A 13,594-nucleotide genomic window follows, 5' to 3' on the forward strand; every position below is an offset into this window, starting at 1 on the left:
GTCCTGTGTTCCCGGCCGGCCGACCGGTTTTGATATGTCGGGAGAGTCACGCTATTTCGGGAATTTGAACCGGAATTACGGCACCTCCGACAGCCTGCTTTAACCCGATGCAACGAGTAGAAGCGTATTTGTGGCCGGAAAGGGCAACGGAATGAATTTTGCGGTTAACTTGGTCAATGAAATCGTTAGTCCTCCTGCTGATCATCATTCTGGGTGTCCTGACGCGGTCGGTTTACAGCCAGCCTGCGGGGGTGCCGTTTATCCAGCACTATGCCCCCAAGGTCTACCAGGCTCACCCCGAAAACCGGGCCATTGCCCAGGACAACCGTGGCATTTTGTACTTCGGCAACCAGCACGGTTTGCTGGAATTCGATGCCAGTACCTGGAAACGGCTGCCCGTCACCGGCACCAACGCCCGCGCGGTGGCAACCGACACCGCCGGTACGGTTTACATCGGTACCGACACGAATTTTGGTTACCTGAAAACCGATGAGCGGGGTATAAACCGTTACGTTTCCCTCAGCGATCAGTTGCCCCCGGCCGAGCGCACGCTGCCCAAAGTAGCCTGGGTGTTCTGCACGGATCAGGGCGTTTATTTTAGCACGGCACAAAAGATCTACCGCTACCAGCCCGGTCAGCCCATGACCATCTGGCCCATCCCGGCCGGCATCCGGCACGTCAGCGTTGTGAACAATACAGTATTTTTACAAACCCGGAACGGTGGCTTTTTCCGCCTGAACACCGCCCGGCCCGGATCTGATGCCCTGGAGGTGCCCCCCGGAACCGGGCGACTGACCGCTCAAACCATCGAGTCGGTTTTGCCGTTTCCCGGCGATCATCAGTTGCTGGTGGTTACGTGCCAGGGTGGGCTTTTTCGCTATGACCCACTGAAAACCAGCCTTTCACCGTTTCCAACGCAGGCCGACGACTGGCTGCACCAGGCTCGTGTCAGCCGGGCCATTTACATTCCCAATCCCGAAGCAGGTACCCACCAGTACATCATTGGGACGGCCCGGGGCGGGGTCCGGATTCTGAACCACCAGGGGCAGGAACTGCAGCGGATCGATGAAAGCAACGGGCTGCGTCGGAATGCCGTCCTGAGTTTGTTTCAGGACCGTGAAAAGTCGCTCTGGATCGGCACCGGCAGTGGCCTCGACCGCGTGGAAACCAACCTGCCCGTCAGCCGTTTCGAAAGTAGCCTGAACGTCCGTTCCACGGTTTGGGCCATTCGCCGGCACGCGGGCGTGCTCTACATTGGAACCGGTTTGGGCGTGTTTTACTGGAACAACCCGACCCACCGTTTTGAAATGGTGTCCGGTACCGACGCATCCAGCACAACTTTGCTGACCGACGGAACGGATTTGCTGGCGGGTGCGGCAGGCTTCATCTGGCGAATTCGGCAGAACCGGATTGTGGAAACCCTTTTGACCGAAAACCAGACCGTTCACACCCTGCTTCGGCCCCGCCAGAAACCGAAACTGCTGCTGGCAGCTCTGGGCAATGGGCTTTGGCTCTACCGACGCGAAGCCAACCGCTGGCAGGAGACAGGCCGGGTGCTGAACCTGCGGGACGAATGTGTTTCGCTCGCCGAAGCAGCCGATGGAACCATCTGGGTCGGAACCCGGCACAACGGTTTCTTTCAACTCGACAAAGACTTGAGTCAGATCCTCTTTCACGCGAATTCCGGCTTACGTGCGGCAACCGGAAGCTACGTTTTTCCGACCTCCGACGGATTGCTGTTTGCCGCCGGTGGCCGTCTATCCCGTTTTGATGACCGCACCAAACAGTTTGCCGCCAATCAGAAATTCAGCGCGATTCTCGCCAAAGCCTCGTCCGATGCCCCGGCCCTTGCCGAAGACCGCCAGCGCAACCTGTGGTTTGCCACGCCTTCGGTGGCCCTCCGCCGAAACACAGCCGGAACCTGGGAGTGTGACAGCCTGAGTCTGAAACCGATCAGCCGGGGTGGCTACGCCATCTATCCCGATCAGAACGGGCTGGTCTGGCTGGGCAATGACGAGGGACTGTTCCGCTACGACGGTGCCCAGATGACCATGCCCCCCGATTATCCGGCGTTGATCCGGGCCGTCCGGTTGCAAGCCAATGATTCCCTGCTGTATGCCGGGGGCAGCATCCCCGCAGGTCAGGGCCGGTTGACGTTGCCCTATCGGTTCCGGGCGTTGTCGTTCCAGTTTGCGGCCACCAGTTTTGTGGGCGACAATGAAAACGAGTTTCAGTATAAACTCTCCGGAAATGCCCAGATGGCCGACGATACGGTTTGGTCGAAATGGGGTCGGGAAACGCGCAAAGACTACACCAACCTGCCCCCCGGCCCGTATACCTTCCTGGTTCGCGCCCGCGACTCCTACGGTCAGTTGAGCCGGGAAAGTCGTTTTTCGTTCGAAATCACCCGCCCCTGGTTCCGCGAACCCTGGGCCTACGCGCTCTATATTCTCATCGGGTGTTTCCTGATCGCGGTCTTTGTCCAGTATTATACCCGGCGGTTGATGCGGGAGAAGCTGAAACTCGAAGCCCTGGTGGACGACCGCACCGCGCAGGTGGTTCAGCAAAAAGAAGAACTGGTGGCGCAATCGGCCCGTTTGCAGATGGCGAAGGAAACCGCCGAAGCAGCCAATCGGGCGAAAAGCGAATTTCTGGCCAACATGAGCCACGAACTCCGGACGCCCCTCAACGGCATTCTGGGTTTTACGCAACTGCTCCAGCGCGACACCAACCTGAGCAGCGGTCAGCAACGCGGTTTGGGCATTATTCGCACCAGTGGCGAACACCTGCTCACGCTGATCAACGAGGTGCTGGACATTGCCAAAATTGAAGCCCGGCGGTTCGACTTTCAGCAGTCGGCGGTGGCCCTGCCCGCGCTCCTGGCGAACGTGTCGGCGTTCTTCCGGATTCGGGCCGAAGAGAAAGGGCTGGCGTTCACCTACCGGGTGGAGACGCCCCTGCCGACGGTGGTTTCCGGCGACGAAAAACGCCTGACGCAAATCCTGAACAATCTCCTGAGCAATGCCGTAAAATTTACGGAACAGGGAACCGTCGAGCTGGTTGCAGGCAGTCAGGAAATGCGTCCCGGCCAATTCCGGGTGGTTTTTCGGGTCAGTGATTCGGGGATCGGCATTCCGGAAAACCGCCTGACCGAGATTTTTCAACCTTTCTACCAGGTGCGGGACGGCAAACAGTTTATCGAGGGCACCGGACTCGGCTTGGCCATTTCGGATAAACTGGTCGAGTTAATGGGCGGCAAATTGAGTGTCGCCAGCACGCCCGGAAAAGGCAGTACTTTCACCGTCAGCCTGCCGTTGTCGGCGGCTCAGCGTGGCCCTGCACCGGAAACTTCCTACCCGGATCGACGCCGGATTCTGGGCCACGAGGGTTTGCAACGGCGGGTGCTGGTGGCCGACGACAATGCCGACAACCGGCTGGTGGTGGTGTCACTGCTGGAAACGCTGGGTTTCGTCGTACTCGAAGCCATCGACGGACGGGTAGCCATCGAGCTGGCGATCAGCCAGAAACCGGATCTGATTCTAATGGATCTGGTGATGCCCAACCTCAACGGTTTCGAAGCCCTGCGCCAGCTCCGCGCCCGGGCGGAACTGGCGCACACCCGAATCATTGCGTTTTCCGCCAATGTTTTCGAACAGAACCAGCAGCGTTCGCTCAGCGAAGGCTTCGATGATTTTGTCGCCAAACCCGTCGATGTGGATAGTTTGCTGGCTAAAATCGGGGAGCAACTCGGTTTGCACTGGCAATACGCGGCTGATGAATCCGAAACCGGAAAGCCGGTAATCTCCCCGCCGACAGACAACGCCGAACTGGTCATTCCGGGCACCGATGACCTGACGGCCCTGCTGGACAAAGCCCGGCAGGGTGACATTCGAAGCATCCTCGATACCTTATCCGACCTTGAAGCACGCCATCCCGCTTCCGGTCCGTTTGCCAATCGCTTACGCCATTGGGCCGCAGAGTTTAATACCCGACAAATCCGGGATTATTTAACCCAACTCCTTGACAATCCCTAACCTTATGTCCGCCAGTATTCTTGTTGTTGACGATACGCCCCACAACATCAGCATTTTATTCGATGCGCTGACCCATTATGGGTACCGTGTGCTGGCCGAGCGCGACGGCAAAAGCGCCCTCGAACAGGTTCGCCACGCCCGGCCCGATCTGATTCTGCTCGACGTGATGATGCCCGGCCTGAACGGTTTCGAGACCTGCCGCCAGCTCAAAAACAACCCCGCAACCGTCGACATTCCGGTGATTTTCATGACCGCCCTGACCGAATCCATCGACAAAATCAACGGTTTCAACATGGGTGCGGTGGATTACATCACCAAACCGTTCCAGTTGCCCGAAGTGCTGGCGCGGGTTCAAACGCACCTGGCGCTGCGGCAAATGCGTCATGATCTGGAGAAGCTCAACGAACAACTCGAACAGCGGGTTCAGGAACGAACCGAGGCCCTCAGCCGCGCCCTGGCCGAACTGGAAACGTTGAAAGATCAGTTGCAGGCCGAAAATAGGTATCTCCGCGATGAAATCAGCCAGACCAGTGGTTTCAGCGAAATCGTAACCCAAAGTGCCCCCTTCCGGCGTGTATTGACCAAAATAGAGCAGGTGGCCCCCACCAATACGACGGTGCTGATTCTGGGTGAATCCGGAACGGGCAAAGAACTGCTGGCGCGGGCCATTCACGAACACAGTAGTCGGAAAAACAAACCGCTGGTGAAGGTCAACTGCGCAGCTTTGCCGCCCACACTCATCGAGAGCGAACTGTTCGGGCACGAAAAAGGAGCCTTTACGGGTGCAACGAACCAGAAAACCGGGCGATTTGAACTGGCCCAGAACGGCACCATTTTTCTGGATGAAATTGGGGAAATGCCCCTCGATCTGCAATCCAAATTGCTGCGGGTGCTGCAGGAAGGCGAATTTGAGCGCGTCGGCGGCACCAAAACCCTGCGCGTCAATGTTCGGGTGCTGGCGGCCACGAACCGCGATCTGGAAGTTGAAATTGAAAAAGGCCGCTTTCGCGAAGATTTGTATTACCGGCTGAATGTGTTCCCGGTTAAAAGCCTGCCCCTTCGCGAGCGAAAAGAAGACATTCCGCTGCTGGTGCGGCACTTTTGCGACAAACACTGCCCCGAGCTAAACCGCCGGATCGAGGTCATTCCGAGCCGCGTGATCGATAGCCTGACGGCGTACAACTGGCCCGGCAACATCCGCGAACTGGAAAACATCATTGAACGCTCATTGATCAGTTCGACCGGCCGACAGCTCGAACTCGGCGACTGGACGGGCAACGACTGGCGCGACCGCAAGAATCCGCTGGCCCGTAAAGTAACGCCCCTGACGCTGGAAGAATGCGAGCGCAACCACATCATCGCCGTGCTGGAATCCACCCACTGGAAAGTCAGCGGAGATCACGGGGCCGCCCGGATTCTGGATGTCATTCCCACCACGCTCGAATCGAAGATGAAAAAGCTTGGCATCACCCGACCCTGATCCCCTTCACTCCTCCTGAAATGTCCTGACATTCCTGAAATACCGTAACCAACGCTGTACTACCCCAGTCACAGAAAACTACCTAACCATTTAACCATCAAACCATTACATAAATCACAAACGACTGGCATACGGCTTGATTACCAGATAGTATCTATTAATTACGTTGCGCCATGTGTACCGTTTCCTACCTTCCCCTGGCAATGGGTGAGTATTTGATCACCGCCAGCCGCGATGAAAAAACCGCCCGGCCTTCGGCACGCTTTCCGGTCAAAGCGACCCTCAATGGACAGACGGTTTACTTCCCACAGGATCCGCATGGACACGGTTCGTGGATTGCCACCGCCCACGAACCCGGTTTTACGCCCACTACGGTTTGCCTGCTGAACGGTGCTTTCCAGGCGCATACGGCCCGCCCGCCCTACCGCCACAGCCGGGGTCTGGTGGTTCTGGAGGTGTTCCGGTATGCCTCTCCGGGCGAATGGCTCGCCGGTTTTAATTTTGAAAACCTCGAACCCTTTACGCTGCTCATCCTGCAACCGGGGCAACTTTGGGAGGTTCGCTGGGATGGAAAAACCGCCCACAGCCGCCAGCCCGACCCGGCCCAACCCGCCATCTGGTCGTCTTCGACGCTCTATACGCCCCCGGTCGTTGCCCGTCGCGAAGCCTGGTTTCAGACGTGGCTCCGGCAACAAACGCAGTTTACCGTGGCCGGTATTCGCCAGTTTCACAAGCAGGCCGGCCGGGACGACCCACAGAATGCGGTGTTGATGAACCGGGGAAACGGGATGCAAACCCTCAGCCTGACCACCGTTCGGCACCACCCGGACCACACCGAGATTTTCTACGAAGACCTGACAACGTCCCGATTCCTGTATCAGCAACTAACGCCATCCCATGAGCTTCGCTACGCCCACTGAACGTCTCCGCCCCCCGGTTTTCGCTGCAGTTCCGGGCTGGGCCGACCGGCTCAGCCAACGGCTAGACCGGTTTCTGATTCGGCTCCGGCACTGGGAATACTGGCCGTTTTCCGTGGTCTATTTCCCGGTAATCATCTATTACGGCTGGCTCGCGCTCAAGGCCCGTTCCTGGTTTTTCTTTTCAGCCAGTAACCCCGGCATTGAATCGGGCGGGATGCTGGGTGAATCGAAAATGGACATTCTGAACCGCATCGACGCACAGTACAAACCGAAAACCCTGTTTTTCCCCCAACCCACCATCGATGCGGTTCTGGATCAGATGCTGCTGGCCGATTGCTGGTTTCCCGTCGTGGCCAAGCCCGACCGTGGGGAGCGGGGATGGCGGGTCGAAAAAATCCATTCCGTCGCCGAATTGACGGCCTATCTGCACGATAGCCCGGCGGATTTGGCCCTGATTGTGCAGGAATATGTCGATGAACCGCTGGAACTGGGCGTGTTCTACTACCGGATGCCGGGCCAGCCGACGGGAACGGTTTCTTCCATCGTGGTCAAGGAGTTTTTGTCGGTGGTGGGTGATGGAACGTCTACATTGCGGGAACTGCTCCGTCGGAATCCCCGCGCCCGGCTTCAATTACCGACTTTGATCGAACGGTATGGCGAGCGGTTGAACTCCGTGCCGGAACCCGGAGAAAATCCCGTTCTGGAGCCCATTGGCAACCACTGCCGGGGTACGAAGTTTCTGGATGGCCATTACCTGATTACGCCGGAACTGGTGGCGGTTTTCGACCGGATCAGTCAGTCGGTAGACGGTTTTTACTACGGTCGCTACGACCTCCGCTGCCGCTCAATTGACGACCTCCACCGGGGACAAACCATCCGGATTCTGGAACTCAACGGCGCCGGTGCCGAACCGGCGCACATCTACCAACCCGGTTCTTCGATCCGGACGGCCTGGCGGGTGTTGCTCCGACACTGGCAGGTGCTGTATGCCATCAGCCGGGCCAACCACCAACGCGGTGTCCCGTATATGACCTTCCGGGAAGCCCGAACCATTTACCGGCGAATTCAGCGTGACAAAGCCGCCAGACCGTCATGATGCTGTTCGCCGGAAATTTTGTGGTGGGCTGGGTGGTTAGTTTTCTGGGGTCTCTGCCGCCGGGTGTTCTGAACCTGACCATCGTTCGGGTGTCGTTGCGGCAGGGGCTCCGGGCGGCTCTGAAATTTGCGCTGGCCTGTACCCTGATCGAGTTCCTCTATGGCTACATCGCGGTGTGGCTCACGGAACAGATCTCGCAATATGCCTTTTTTAAATATCTCACCGACGGATTCACCCTACTCCTGCTGTTGATTCTGGGGCTTTACTACCTCCGGAAACAAAGCCGCCAACCGTCACCCACCGACCAGCCAGTAACCAGCGCGTTCGGGTTGGGTCTTGGCCTGAGTGTTGTCAATGTGGCGGCTTTTCCGTTCTGGCTTTTTTATACGGTATTGCTCACCCAGAAAGGCTGGGTCAGTCTGACAGGCTCACCGTCGGTTCTGGTGTATGTGCTGGGGATTGCGCTGGGAACCCTGACCGGTTTGTGGTTTTTTGTTGGCCTAAGCCAGCGTTTGAATGCCGTTCTGGCGGCCCACCTTCACCGGTTCGACCGTGCCATGGGCTGGCTGTTTCTCGGCCTGGCCCTTGTCCAGGGCCTGGTACTGGCATCGAACCGATGATTTTTTAACGATTGATTACTAACCCCCATTCATCATGCAACGCAATTTTGTCCGTTTAACCGTCGTCTTTTTATTCTTTTCCGCTGCGGCTTTTGCCCAGAAACCCGTCATTTTTTCAACATCCGACAAAGCCCTGGGCGGCTATGACCCGGTGGGTTATTTTACCGAAGGAAAACCGGTCGTAGGGACCGATTCGCTGACCTGGACATGGCAGGGTGCCCACTGGCATTTTGCCAGTGAAAAAAACAAAACGGCTTTTCAGGCTGAACCCGAACGGTTTGCGCCCCAATACGGCGGGTATTGTGCCTTCGGCATGTCGAGAGGCTACAAAGCTCCCACCCAACCCGATGCCTGGACGATCGTCGATAACAAGCTCTATCTCAATTACAACCAAAAAGTGCGGACGGAATGGAACAAGGACCGGCCTGGCTACATTCAAAAAGCGGATACGAACTGGGTTGAGGCAAGGGAGAAGAAATAGGGTCGCTGTCCGGGACGAAACGGCTACGTGGTTTCGTCCTGGTATTTTTTTAGCAGATTGTGAAACCATACGCGGTCGTTGTCCACCAGTTTGATGTACAGCCGGAGATTCCCGACGGCACTTTCGTACGTAAATTTCCGGCTGGCATCGCCTTTTCGGAGCGCGTATTTTACCATTTTATCGACTACTTTAAAAAACCGGTCTTCATCGTCTCTCGCAAATTTTTCATCCCAGAACAATACCGTTGGGGAAGCCTCCGACGGCTTAAATGACAACCTGAATTTTGCCAAACCCATTTCTAATGTTTCCATAGCAGTTCACCACTTCGGCGATTTTTTCATCGTTTCCCAGAAGGTAGGCAATTCATTTGGCATAACCTAATAATCAGACTTTTAACGGTGCCGCCCTATTCACACAAAGGGGTTGTCAAGGCTCGTTGATATTCTCTTTCCAGCCCGTGCATGACACTGGTTACCGGTAAGCCATCGAAAGCGGTCAGCGGCAGGTCGGTCCGTTTCCCCTCGTTATCGACCAGAAACGCCGAAAGAAGCCGACATCCTGAACCGGCAAAATAATTTAAAACCTCCATCAGGTGTTCCAGCTCATTGGAGTAGAGTCGGCAGGAACGGTTTTTTCCCTGTGAATAGCAAAGCGAAAAGTAAAGCCACATGTGTTGAGCAGAATTAGTAGACAAGCTAACCGGGGTATTATACGTTTGTCGGCCGTAAGATAGTAGAAACTCCCGGAACGCGTATCCAACGGCCCTTTTTTTTGTAAATAGAACGAATCCCCGGAAAAACTTCCCCATTCTAGTAGCACCTACACCTGATTGCAATTCCCCAAGAATCGACTATATTTAGAGACGCAAAAAACCTTCTTCGATCATGAAAAAAGCGGCCGGTATTGGGTTAATTCTTCTCTCCTTCTCCTTCGTCTACATGTCGGTTCAGGTCTATGCCAATGAGGAGGCCATGCGGGTGATCGATGAATACGGCTGGATGGCCGTCGTGGCCAAAATCGGTAGCGTCATTCTGTTTACCTACCTGGCTTTTACGTCGCTGATGCGGGGAATTGCCCTGATTCGCGAAGAGTAAAATGCGTCTGGCCGTAGCGTATGTTCGGCGAATGCTGTAGCTTGCGGCCCATTTGTTTGCTATGAAAAGATACGGATTTATGTTACTGGCCTGGGCCCTGCTAGCCGGCAGTTGCCAGCAGGCCGAGCAGGCTCCCTGCGACCCAACCATTCCTACCCTCAAGGCACCCGATTCGGAAATTACCGCTTTGAAAAAATACATTGATTCCAGCGGCATTTCCGCGATGGCCGATGGGCGAGGATTTTATTACAGCATCCAGGCACCCGGTTCCGGAACCAAACCAACGCTGTGTTCCGCCGTAACCGTCAATTATGTGGGGAAACTGACCAACGGAACCACTTTTGACAGTGCCAACAACATCACTTTTGGCTTAAACCAACTCATTGTGGGCTGGCAGGAAGGCATTCCGCTGATTGCTCCCGGTGGCAGCATTACACTGTATGTACCCCCCAGTTTGGCTTATGGCGCACAGGCCCTGAACGGGATTCCGGCCAATTCGATTCTGGTGTTCACGATTGACCTCATCCAGAGCAATTAAAAACGCCTTCGACCGGCTTAGCCGCCCTGAAGGTGTTGTGCGAAAACCGCTTTGGCCTTCGCCCACATGGCGTCGGACAGCACATGGCCCTGGCCCGGTTCAATAAAGGAAGTAAAATTACCGGCGGCACCGGCTTTCTGGTACGCCTGTGCAATTCGGGGAATGGCCTTCCGAACAAAGTCGATCGGTGAACCCGAGTCTTCTTCTCCAAAGTTCAGGTGCAGAACCCGGGGGGCAATAAGGGCCGCGATGTCGGGCGTATCGCCGTATTGAAGCCAGCCCGGCACAAAGTTCGGAAAGCAATGCAGCAGGTGTTCGTGCTCAATGGCGGCATAGGATGGCAGACAACAATTTCCGACGATGCATTTCAGCCGGTTTTCGAGCGGCCCCACCAGCCAGGAGTGCGTCGATCCCATCGAATGCCCGTAACAGCCGATCCGATTGGCACGTACTTCCGGACGGCTACTGAGATAATCGACGGCCCGGCGCATTTCCAGCACATTCTTCCAGGCCATACTTCGTCCCCGAACCACCTGGCGCAGAAACTCGAAGCGTTCGTAATCGCCTTTTTTCAACTTCCCAGTCGGGTCCTGCCTTTCCTCAAAACAAAGTGCATCCGGACACAGCACGACGTAGCCTTCGCGCACCAGTGCCACGGCGGTATGGTGCATCGGGTTGCCGGCCAAACCGGCTGGCTCGGATTTGCCCAGGTGATACTCACCGTTGTGCTGGTGCCAGACGGCGATGGCCGGGGCCGGTTTTTGAGCTGTCGCCGATTCGGGGATCAGCAACAGCGCCGGAACCCGGTCGCCGGGCTCCACCTCGTAGGTGATCGATTCGATGCGGTAGCCGTCTTTTGGCATCGTTTCCCGAAGCTGCGGCAGCAAGGGCGTGGGCTTGGGGAAAGGCCCGCCCAGGCAGGCCTGGTAGTGTTTCCGCAAGGTCTCGGCCGACAAAACCGGGGGGGCAGGTTGCAAACCGTCCACCATTGGCAAACTTCCGGCGGTGGATAGCACGCCCAGCCCGCCCATCAGTTGCGACTTCATAAAATTTCGTCTTGAGTGTTTCATTGTGAGGAAAACCGGTTTACCTGGTCCCGATCTGGAACGGGGTGAATTCCTGAAATTATTACAAAAAGTGACTAGTCGATTCATTGGTGAAGTTTTCCAGTAAAAAAAATCCATCCTTACAAACATTTTTTTTCAAGGCGGGTTTTGTAAGTGTAAATCGCGCCAAAGCGGGGTTGCTGTGAAAAGTGCCTAATTGAAAAAATAACCGTTTCAGTAGCGATATCATAGGGCCAGGGGACTTCCGTCGTCTGGCTTTTTTTGTACGATTTTATTCAAAAAATACAGTCACCAAAACCGTATTCCTTAGCTGCCAGAATCATGTTACTTGACAAATCAATTCCGTTCACGTTTTTGTTTCGAAAAATTCGCCGGGAGGCTATGCTGGTATTTCTGTTTGCCAATGTGGTCGTTTTGGCCAAGTACTTTTTTCACCTTCGGTATTTGACCATTCCCATTGCGATTCCGACTTTGCTGGGTACCTGCATTTCGCTGCTTCTGGCTTTTCGCACCAATCAGGCTTACGACCGCTGGTGGGAAGCCCGGATTATCTGGGGAGCCATCGTCAACGACAGCCGCAGTCTGATCCGGCAGCTTCAGATGTTTCTGCCCATGACACCCAACCAGCAAATGATCATTCACGCCTTTGTGCAGCGGCAATGCGCCTGGTGTTTTGTGCTGGGCGATTCGCTGCGGGGTCATGAAGTCGAACGGCGGTTGCAGGAATTTCTGACCCCGGCCACCGTCGAGGCCATTCTGGCAACCGACAACCGACCCAATGCACTGATGCTCGAACACGGTTTAGCCGTTGGCCAGCTGTATCGAACCGGGCAACTAACGGATTATCAAATGGTGCAGATCAGCACCACCCTGAACACCCTGACCGACTCGATGGGGCGCTGCGAACGGATCAAGAACACGCCTTTTCCCCGTACCTATACGTTCAACTTGCAGTTGTTCATCTATCTTTTTGCCGCCGTTCTGCCGTTCTGTTTCGAAGCCGATCTGTATTACCTGGATGTGCCGCTGGTGACGCTGATTTCCTGCGCCTTTCTGCTACTCGAAAAAAGTGCCGTTCAACTCCAGGACCCGTTTGAAAACCAGCCAACCGACACCCCCATGACGTCCATTGCGCGCACCATCGAGATCAACCTCAAAACCATGACGGATTATAAAGAAATACCGCCCAAACTGCTGCCCTACGATTATTACACCATGTAGCTTCGCCATTGGTCCGGGAACTCATCTTCTCAATTCGGACGCGGACAAAACCCTGGCCATGCCGTCAATGCATCTAAAATTTGGTATACTTGCTGTCATGCCTGCCAAACTATGAAAGTATACCTGTCCATCCTTGTGCTGTGGGTCCACTGTTTGCCGGTTTTCGGGCAGTTGGATTCTGCCAGCCGTTCACCCTACCGGGTATACCGGGCCTACGAACTACCAGCTTCACTGGCGGTGCTGGGCGCTTCGATTTTTGGATACCGGCAACTCGACCGGTACGCCCGTTTCAACGCCGACGACATTGCCCAACTCGACCCGACCCGCATCAACGCCTTCGACCGGCCCGTCGCCTATTTCGACCCGGCCCGGTTTGAAGCGGCCCAGCAACGATCCGACCGGTTTCTGAATCTGTCGATTGCCAGCCCGCTGCTGTTGATGCTGAGCAACCGAATCCGGCACAAAGGGCTGGATGTGTTGACCTTGTATACGACGGCACACGCGGTCAATAACCTGCTCTATTTCGCCACAGCTTTCTCGATCCGGCGGGCCCGGCCCTTAACCTACAATCCGGCGATTCCGGTCTCGGAAAAAATCGGGAATGCCAAAAGCAATTCGTTCTACAGCGGTCATGTTTCTTTCAGCACCACGGCCACATTTTTTGGAGCCAAAATTCTGACGGATTTTTACCACATCAGGGGCTGGAAACGGGTAGCGGTGTTTTCGGGGGCCGCCATCCCACCGATTCTGGTCGGGTTCAACCGGATGAACGCCGGCAAACATTTTCGGACGGATGTGCTGACGGGTTTTCTCGTTGGTGCCGTGTGCGGAATCGGAATTCCGGAGATTCATCGCATCCGCCAAAAAACCGGCCAATTCAGCCTGCAACCGGCGTTCACCTTTACCGGCCAGAAAGGAATCGCGTTTACGTACCGGTTTTAAATGGCTAACGAATTCTACTAGTAGGCAACTTATTACTTATCAGCCCGATTATCCCGCGAATAACCGCTAAGATTCGTGCAGATTGTTATCTTTGGTAACCG

Annotated in this window: 13 protein-coding genes; 10 read left to right on the forward strand and 3 right to left on the reverse strand. The window is 55.6% G+C overall.

Translation table 11 applies throughout. The annotated features are described in order from the left end of the window. Nucleotides 1–176 precede the first annotated feature (176 nt). The 6 genes from FH871_RS08145 to FH871_RS08170 all read left to right on the forward strand — a co-directional run bounded on the left by FH871_RS08145 (nucleotide 177) and on the right by FH871_RS08170 (nucleotide 8,631). The gene (locus FH871_RS08145; protein ID WP_138990928.1) at nucleotides 177–4,034 is read left to right on the forward strand and encodes a hybrid sensor histidine kinase/response regulator; all 3,858 of its coding nucleotides are present in this window, start codon (nucleotides 177–179) and stop codon (nucleotides 4,032–4,034) included. Between the two features lie 4 nt (nucleotides 4,035–4,038). Then, the gene (locus FH871_RS08150) at nucleotides 4,039–5,514 is read left to right on the forward strand and encodes a sigma-54 dependent transcriptional regulator (RefSeq protein ID WP_138990929.1); all 1,476 of its coding nucleotides are present in this window, start codon (nucleotides 4,039–4,041) and stop codon (nucleotides 5,512–5,514) included. Nucleotides 5,515–5,687: 173 nt separating this feature from the next. Then, a complete protein-coding gene (locus tag FH871_RS08155) occupies nucleotides 5,688–6,434 on the forward strand; it encodes an NRDE family protein (RefSeq protein WP_138990930.1) in 747 nt (248 codons plus the stop codon). After that, a complete protein-coding gene (locus tag FH871_RS08160) occupies nucleotides 6,412–7,530 on the forward strand; it encodes a hypothetical protein (protein ID WP_138990931.1) in 1,119 nt (372 codons plus the stop codon). Before FH871_RS08155 ends, FH871_RS08160 begins: the two co-directional genes overlap by 23 nt. Further along, nucleotides 7,527–8,150, forward strand: coding sequence for a LysE family transporter (locus FH871_RS08165; RefSeq protein WP_138990932.1), 624 nt, complete (start codon nucleotides 7,527–7,529; stop codon nucleotides 8,148–8,150). The genes FH871_RS08160 and FH871_RS08165 overlap by 4 nt, the downstream gene beginning before the upstream one ends. Before the next feature lie 34 nt (nucleotides 8,151–8,184). Then, on the forward strand, nucleotides 8,185–8,631 hold the full coding sequence (locus tag FH871_RS08170) for a YHS domain-containing (seleno)protein (RefSeq protein WP_138990933.1): 447 nt from the start codon (nucleotides 8,185–8,187) through the stop codon (nucleotides 8,629–8,631). Nucleotides 8,632–8,654: 23 nt separating this feature from the next. Here the strand turns inward: FH871_RS08170 and FH871_RS08175 are convergent, their stop codons facing one another. Next, nucleotides 8,655–8,942: a hypothetical protein gene (locus tag FH871_RS08175; protein WP_138990934.1), complete on the reverse strand. Its 288-nt coding sequence runs from the start codon at nucleotides 8,940–8,942 to the stop codon at nucleotides 8,655–8,657. Nucleotides 8,943–9,037: 95 nt separating this feature from the next. Then, entirely contained in the window at nucleotides 9,038–9,301 is a 264-nt protein-coding gene (locus FH871_RS08180) for a hypothetical protein (protein WP_138990935.1), read from the reverse strand. Nucleotides 9,302–9,515: 214 nt separating this feature from the next. Here FH871_RS08180 and FH871_RS08185 point away from each other — a divergent pair, with 214 nt between their 5' ends. Both FH871_RS08185 and FH871_RS08190 read left to right on the forward strand, forming a co-directional pair. Then, nucleotides 9,516–9,725 carry a hypothetical protein gene (locus tag FH871_RS08185; protein ID WP_138990936.1) on the forward strand — a complete coding sequence of 70 codons (210 nt, stop codon included), beginning with the start codon at nucleotides 9,516–9,518 and terminating at the stop codon, nucleotides 9,723–9,725. Between the two features lie 61 nt (nucleotides 9,726–9,786). Then, a complete protein-coding gene (locus FH871_RS08190) occupies nucleotides 9,787–10,263 on the forward strand; it encodes an FKBP-type peptidyl-prolyl cis-trans isomerase (RefSeq protein WP_138990937.1) in 477 nt (158 codons plus the stop codon). Between the two features lie 17 nt (nucleotides 10,264–10,280). Here the strand turns inward: FH871_RS08190 and FH871_RS08195 are convergent, their stop codons facing one another. Next, a complete protein-coding gene (locus FH871_RS08195) occupies nucleotides 10,281–11,309 on the reverse strand; it encodes a dienelactone hydrolase family protein (protein ID WP_229317123.1) in 1,029 nt (342 codons plus the stop codon). 342 nt (nucleotides 11,310–11,651) lie between these two features. Between FH871_RS08195 and FH871_RS08200 the strand changes: the two genes are divergently transcribed. After that, a complete protein-coding gene (locus FH871_RS08200; protein ID WP_138990939.1) occupies nucleotides 11,652–12,551 on the forward strand; it encodes a bestrophin family protein in 900 nt (299 codons plus the stop codon). Nucleotides 12,552–12,662: 111 nt separating this feature from the next. Next, a complete protein-coding gene (locus tag FH871_RS08205) occupies nucleotides 12,663–13,493 on the forward strand; it encodes a phosphatase PAP2 family protein (RefSeq protein ID WP_138990940.1) in 831 nt (276 codons plus the stop codon). Nucleotides 13,494–13,594: the final 101 nt, after the last annotated feature.

Origin of the sequence: Larkinella sp. C7, from assembly GCF_006149005.1 — a bacterium.
Lineage (GTDB): Bacteria > Bacteroidota > Bacteroidia > Cytophagales > Spirosomataceae > Larkinella.

Excerpts from the sequence above, each read along its gene's own strand:
- FH871_RS08165 (WP_138990932.1), top strand. The coding sequence starts at position 7,527 with ATGATGCTGTTCGCCGGAAATTTTGTGGTGGGCTGGGTGGTTAGTTTT.
- FH871_RS08200 (WP_138990939.1), top strand. The coding sequence starts at position 11,652 with ATGTTACTTGACAAATCAATTCCGTTCACGTTTTTGTTTCGAAAAATT.
- FH871_RS08175 (WP_138990934.1), bottom strand. The coding sequence starts at position 8,942 with ATGGAAACATTAGAAATGGGTTTGGCAAAATTCAGGTTGTCATTTAAG.
- FH871_RS08195 (WP_229317123.1), bottom strand. The coding sequence starts at position 11,309 with ATGAAGTCGCAACTGATGGGCGGGCTGGGCGTGCTATCCACCGCCGGA.
- FH871_RS08205 (WP_138990940.1), top strand. The coding sequence starts at position 12,663 with ATGAAAGTATACCTGTCCATCCTTGTGCTGTGGGTCCACTGTTTGCCG.
- FH871_RS08185 (WP_138990936.1), top strand. The coding sequence starts at position 9,516 with ATGAAAAAAGCGGCCGGTATTGGGTTAATTCTTCTCTCCTTCTCCTTC.
- FH871_RS08170 (WP_138990933.1), top strand. The coding sequence starts at position 8,185 with ATGCAACGCAATTTTGTCCGTTTAACCGTCGTCTTTTTATTCTTTTCC.
- FH871_RS08150 (WP_138990929.1), top strand. The coding sequence starts at position 4,039 with ATGTCCGCCAGTATTCTTGTTGTTGACGATACGCCCCACAACATCAGC.
- FH871_RS08155 (WP_138990930.1), top strand. The coding sequence starts at position 5,688 with ATGTGTACCGTTTCCTACCTTCCCCTGGCAATGGGTGAGTATTTGATC.
- FH871_RS08160 (WP_138990931.1), top strand. The coding sequence starts at position 6,412 with ATGAGCTTCGCTACGCCCACTGAACGTCTCCGCCCCCCGGTTTTCGCT.
- FH871_RS08180 (WP_138990935.1), bottom strand. The coding sequence starts at position 9,301 with ATGTGGCTTTACTTTTCGCTTTGCTATTCACAGGGAAAAAACCGTTCC.
- FH871_RS08145 (WP_138990928.1), top strand. The coding sequence starts at position 177 with ATGAAATCGTTAGTCCTCCTGCTGATCATCATTCTGGGTGTCCTGACG.
- FH871_RS08190 (WP_138990937.1), top strand. The coding sequence starts at position 9,787 with ATGAAAAGATACGGATTTATGTTACTGGCCTGGGCCCTGCTAGCCGGC.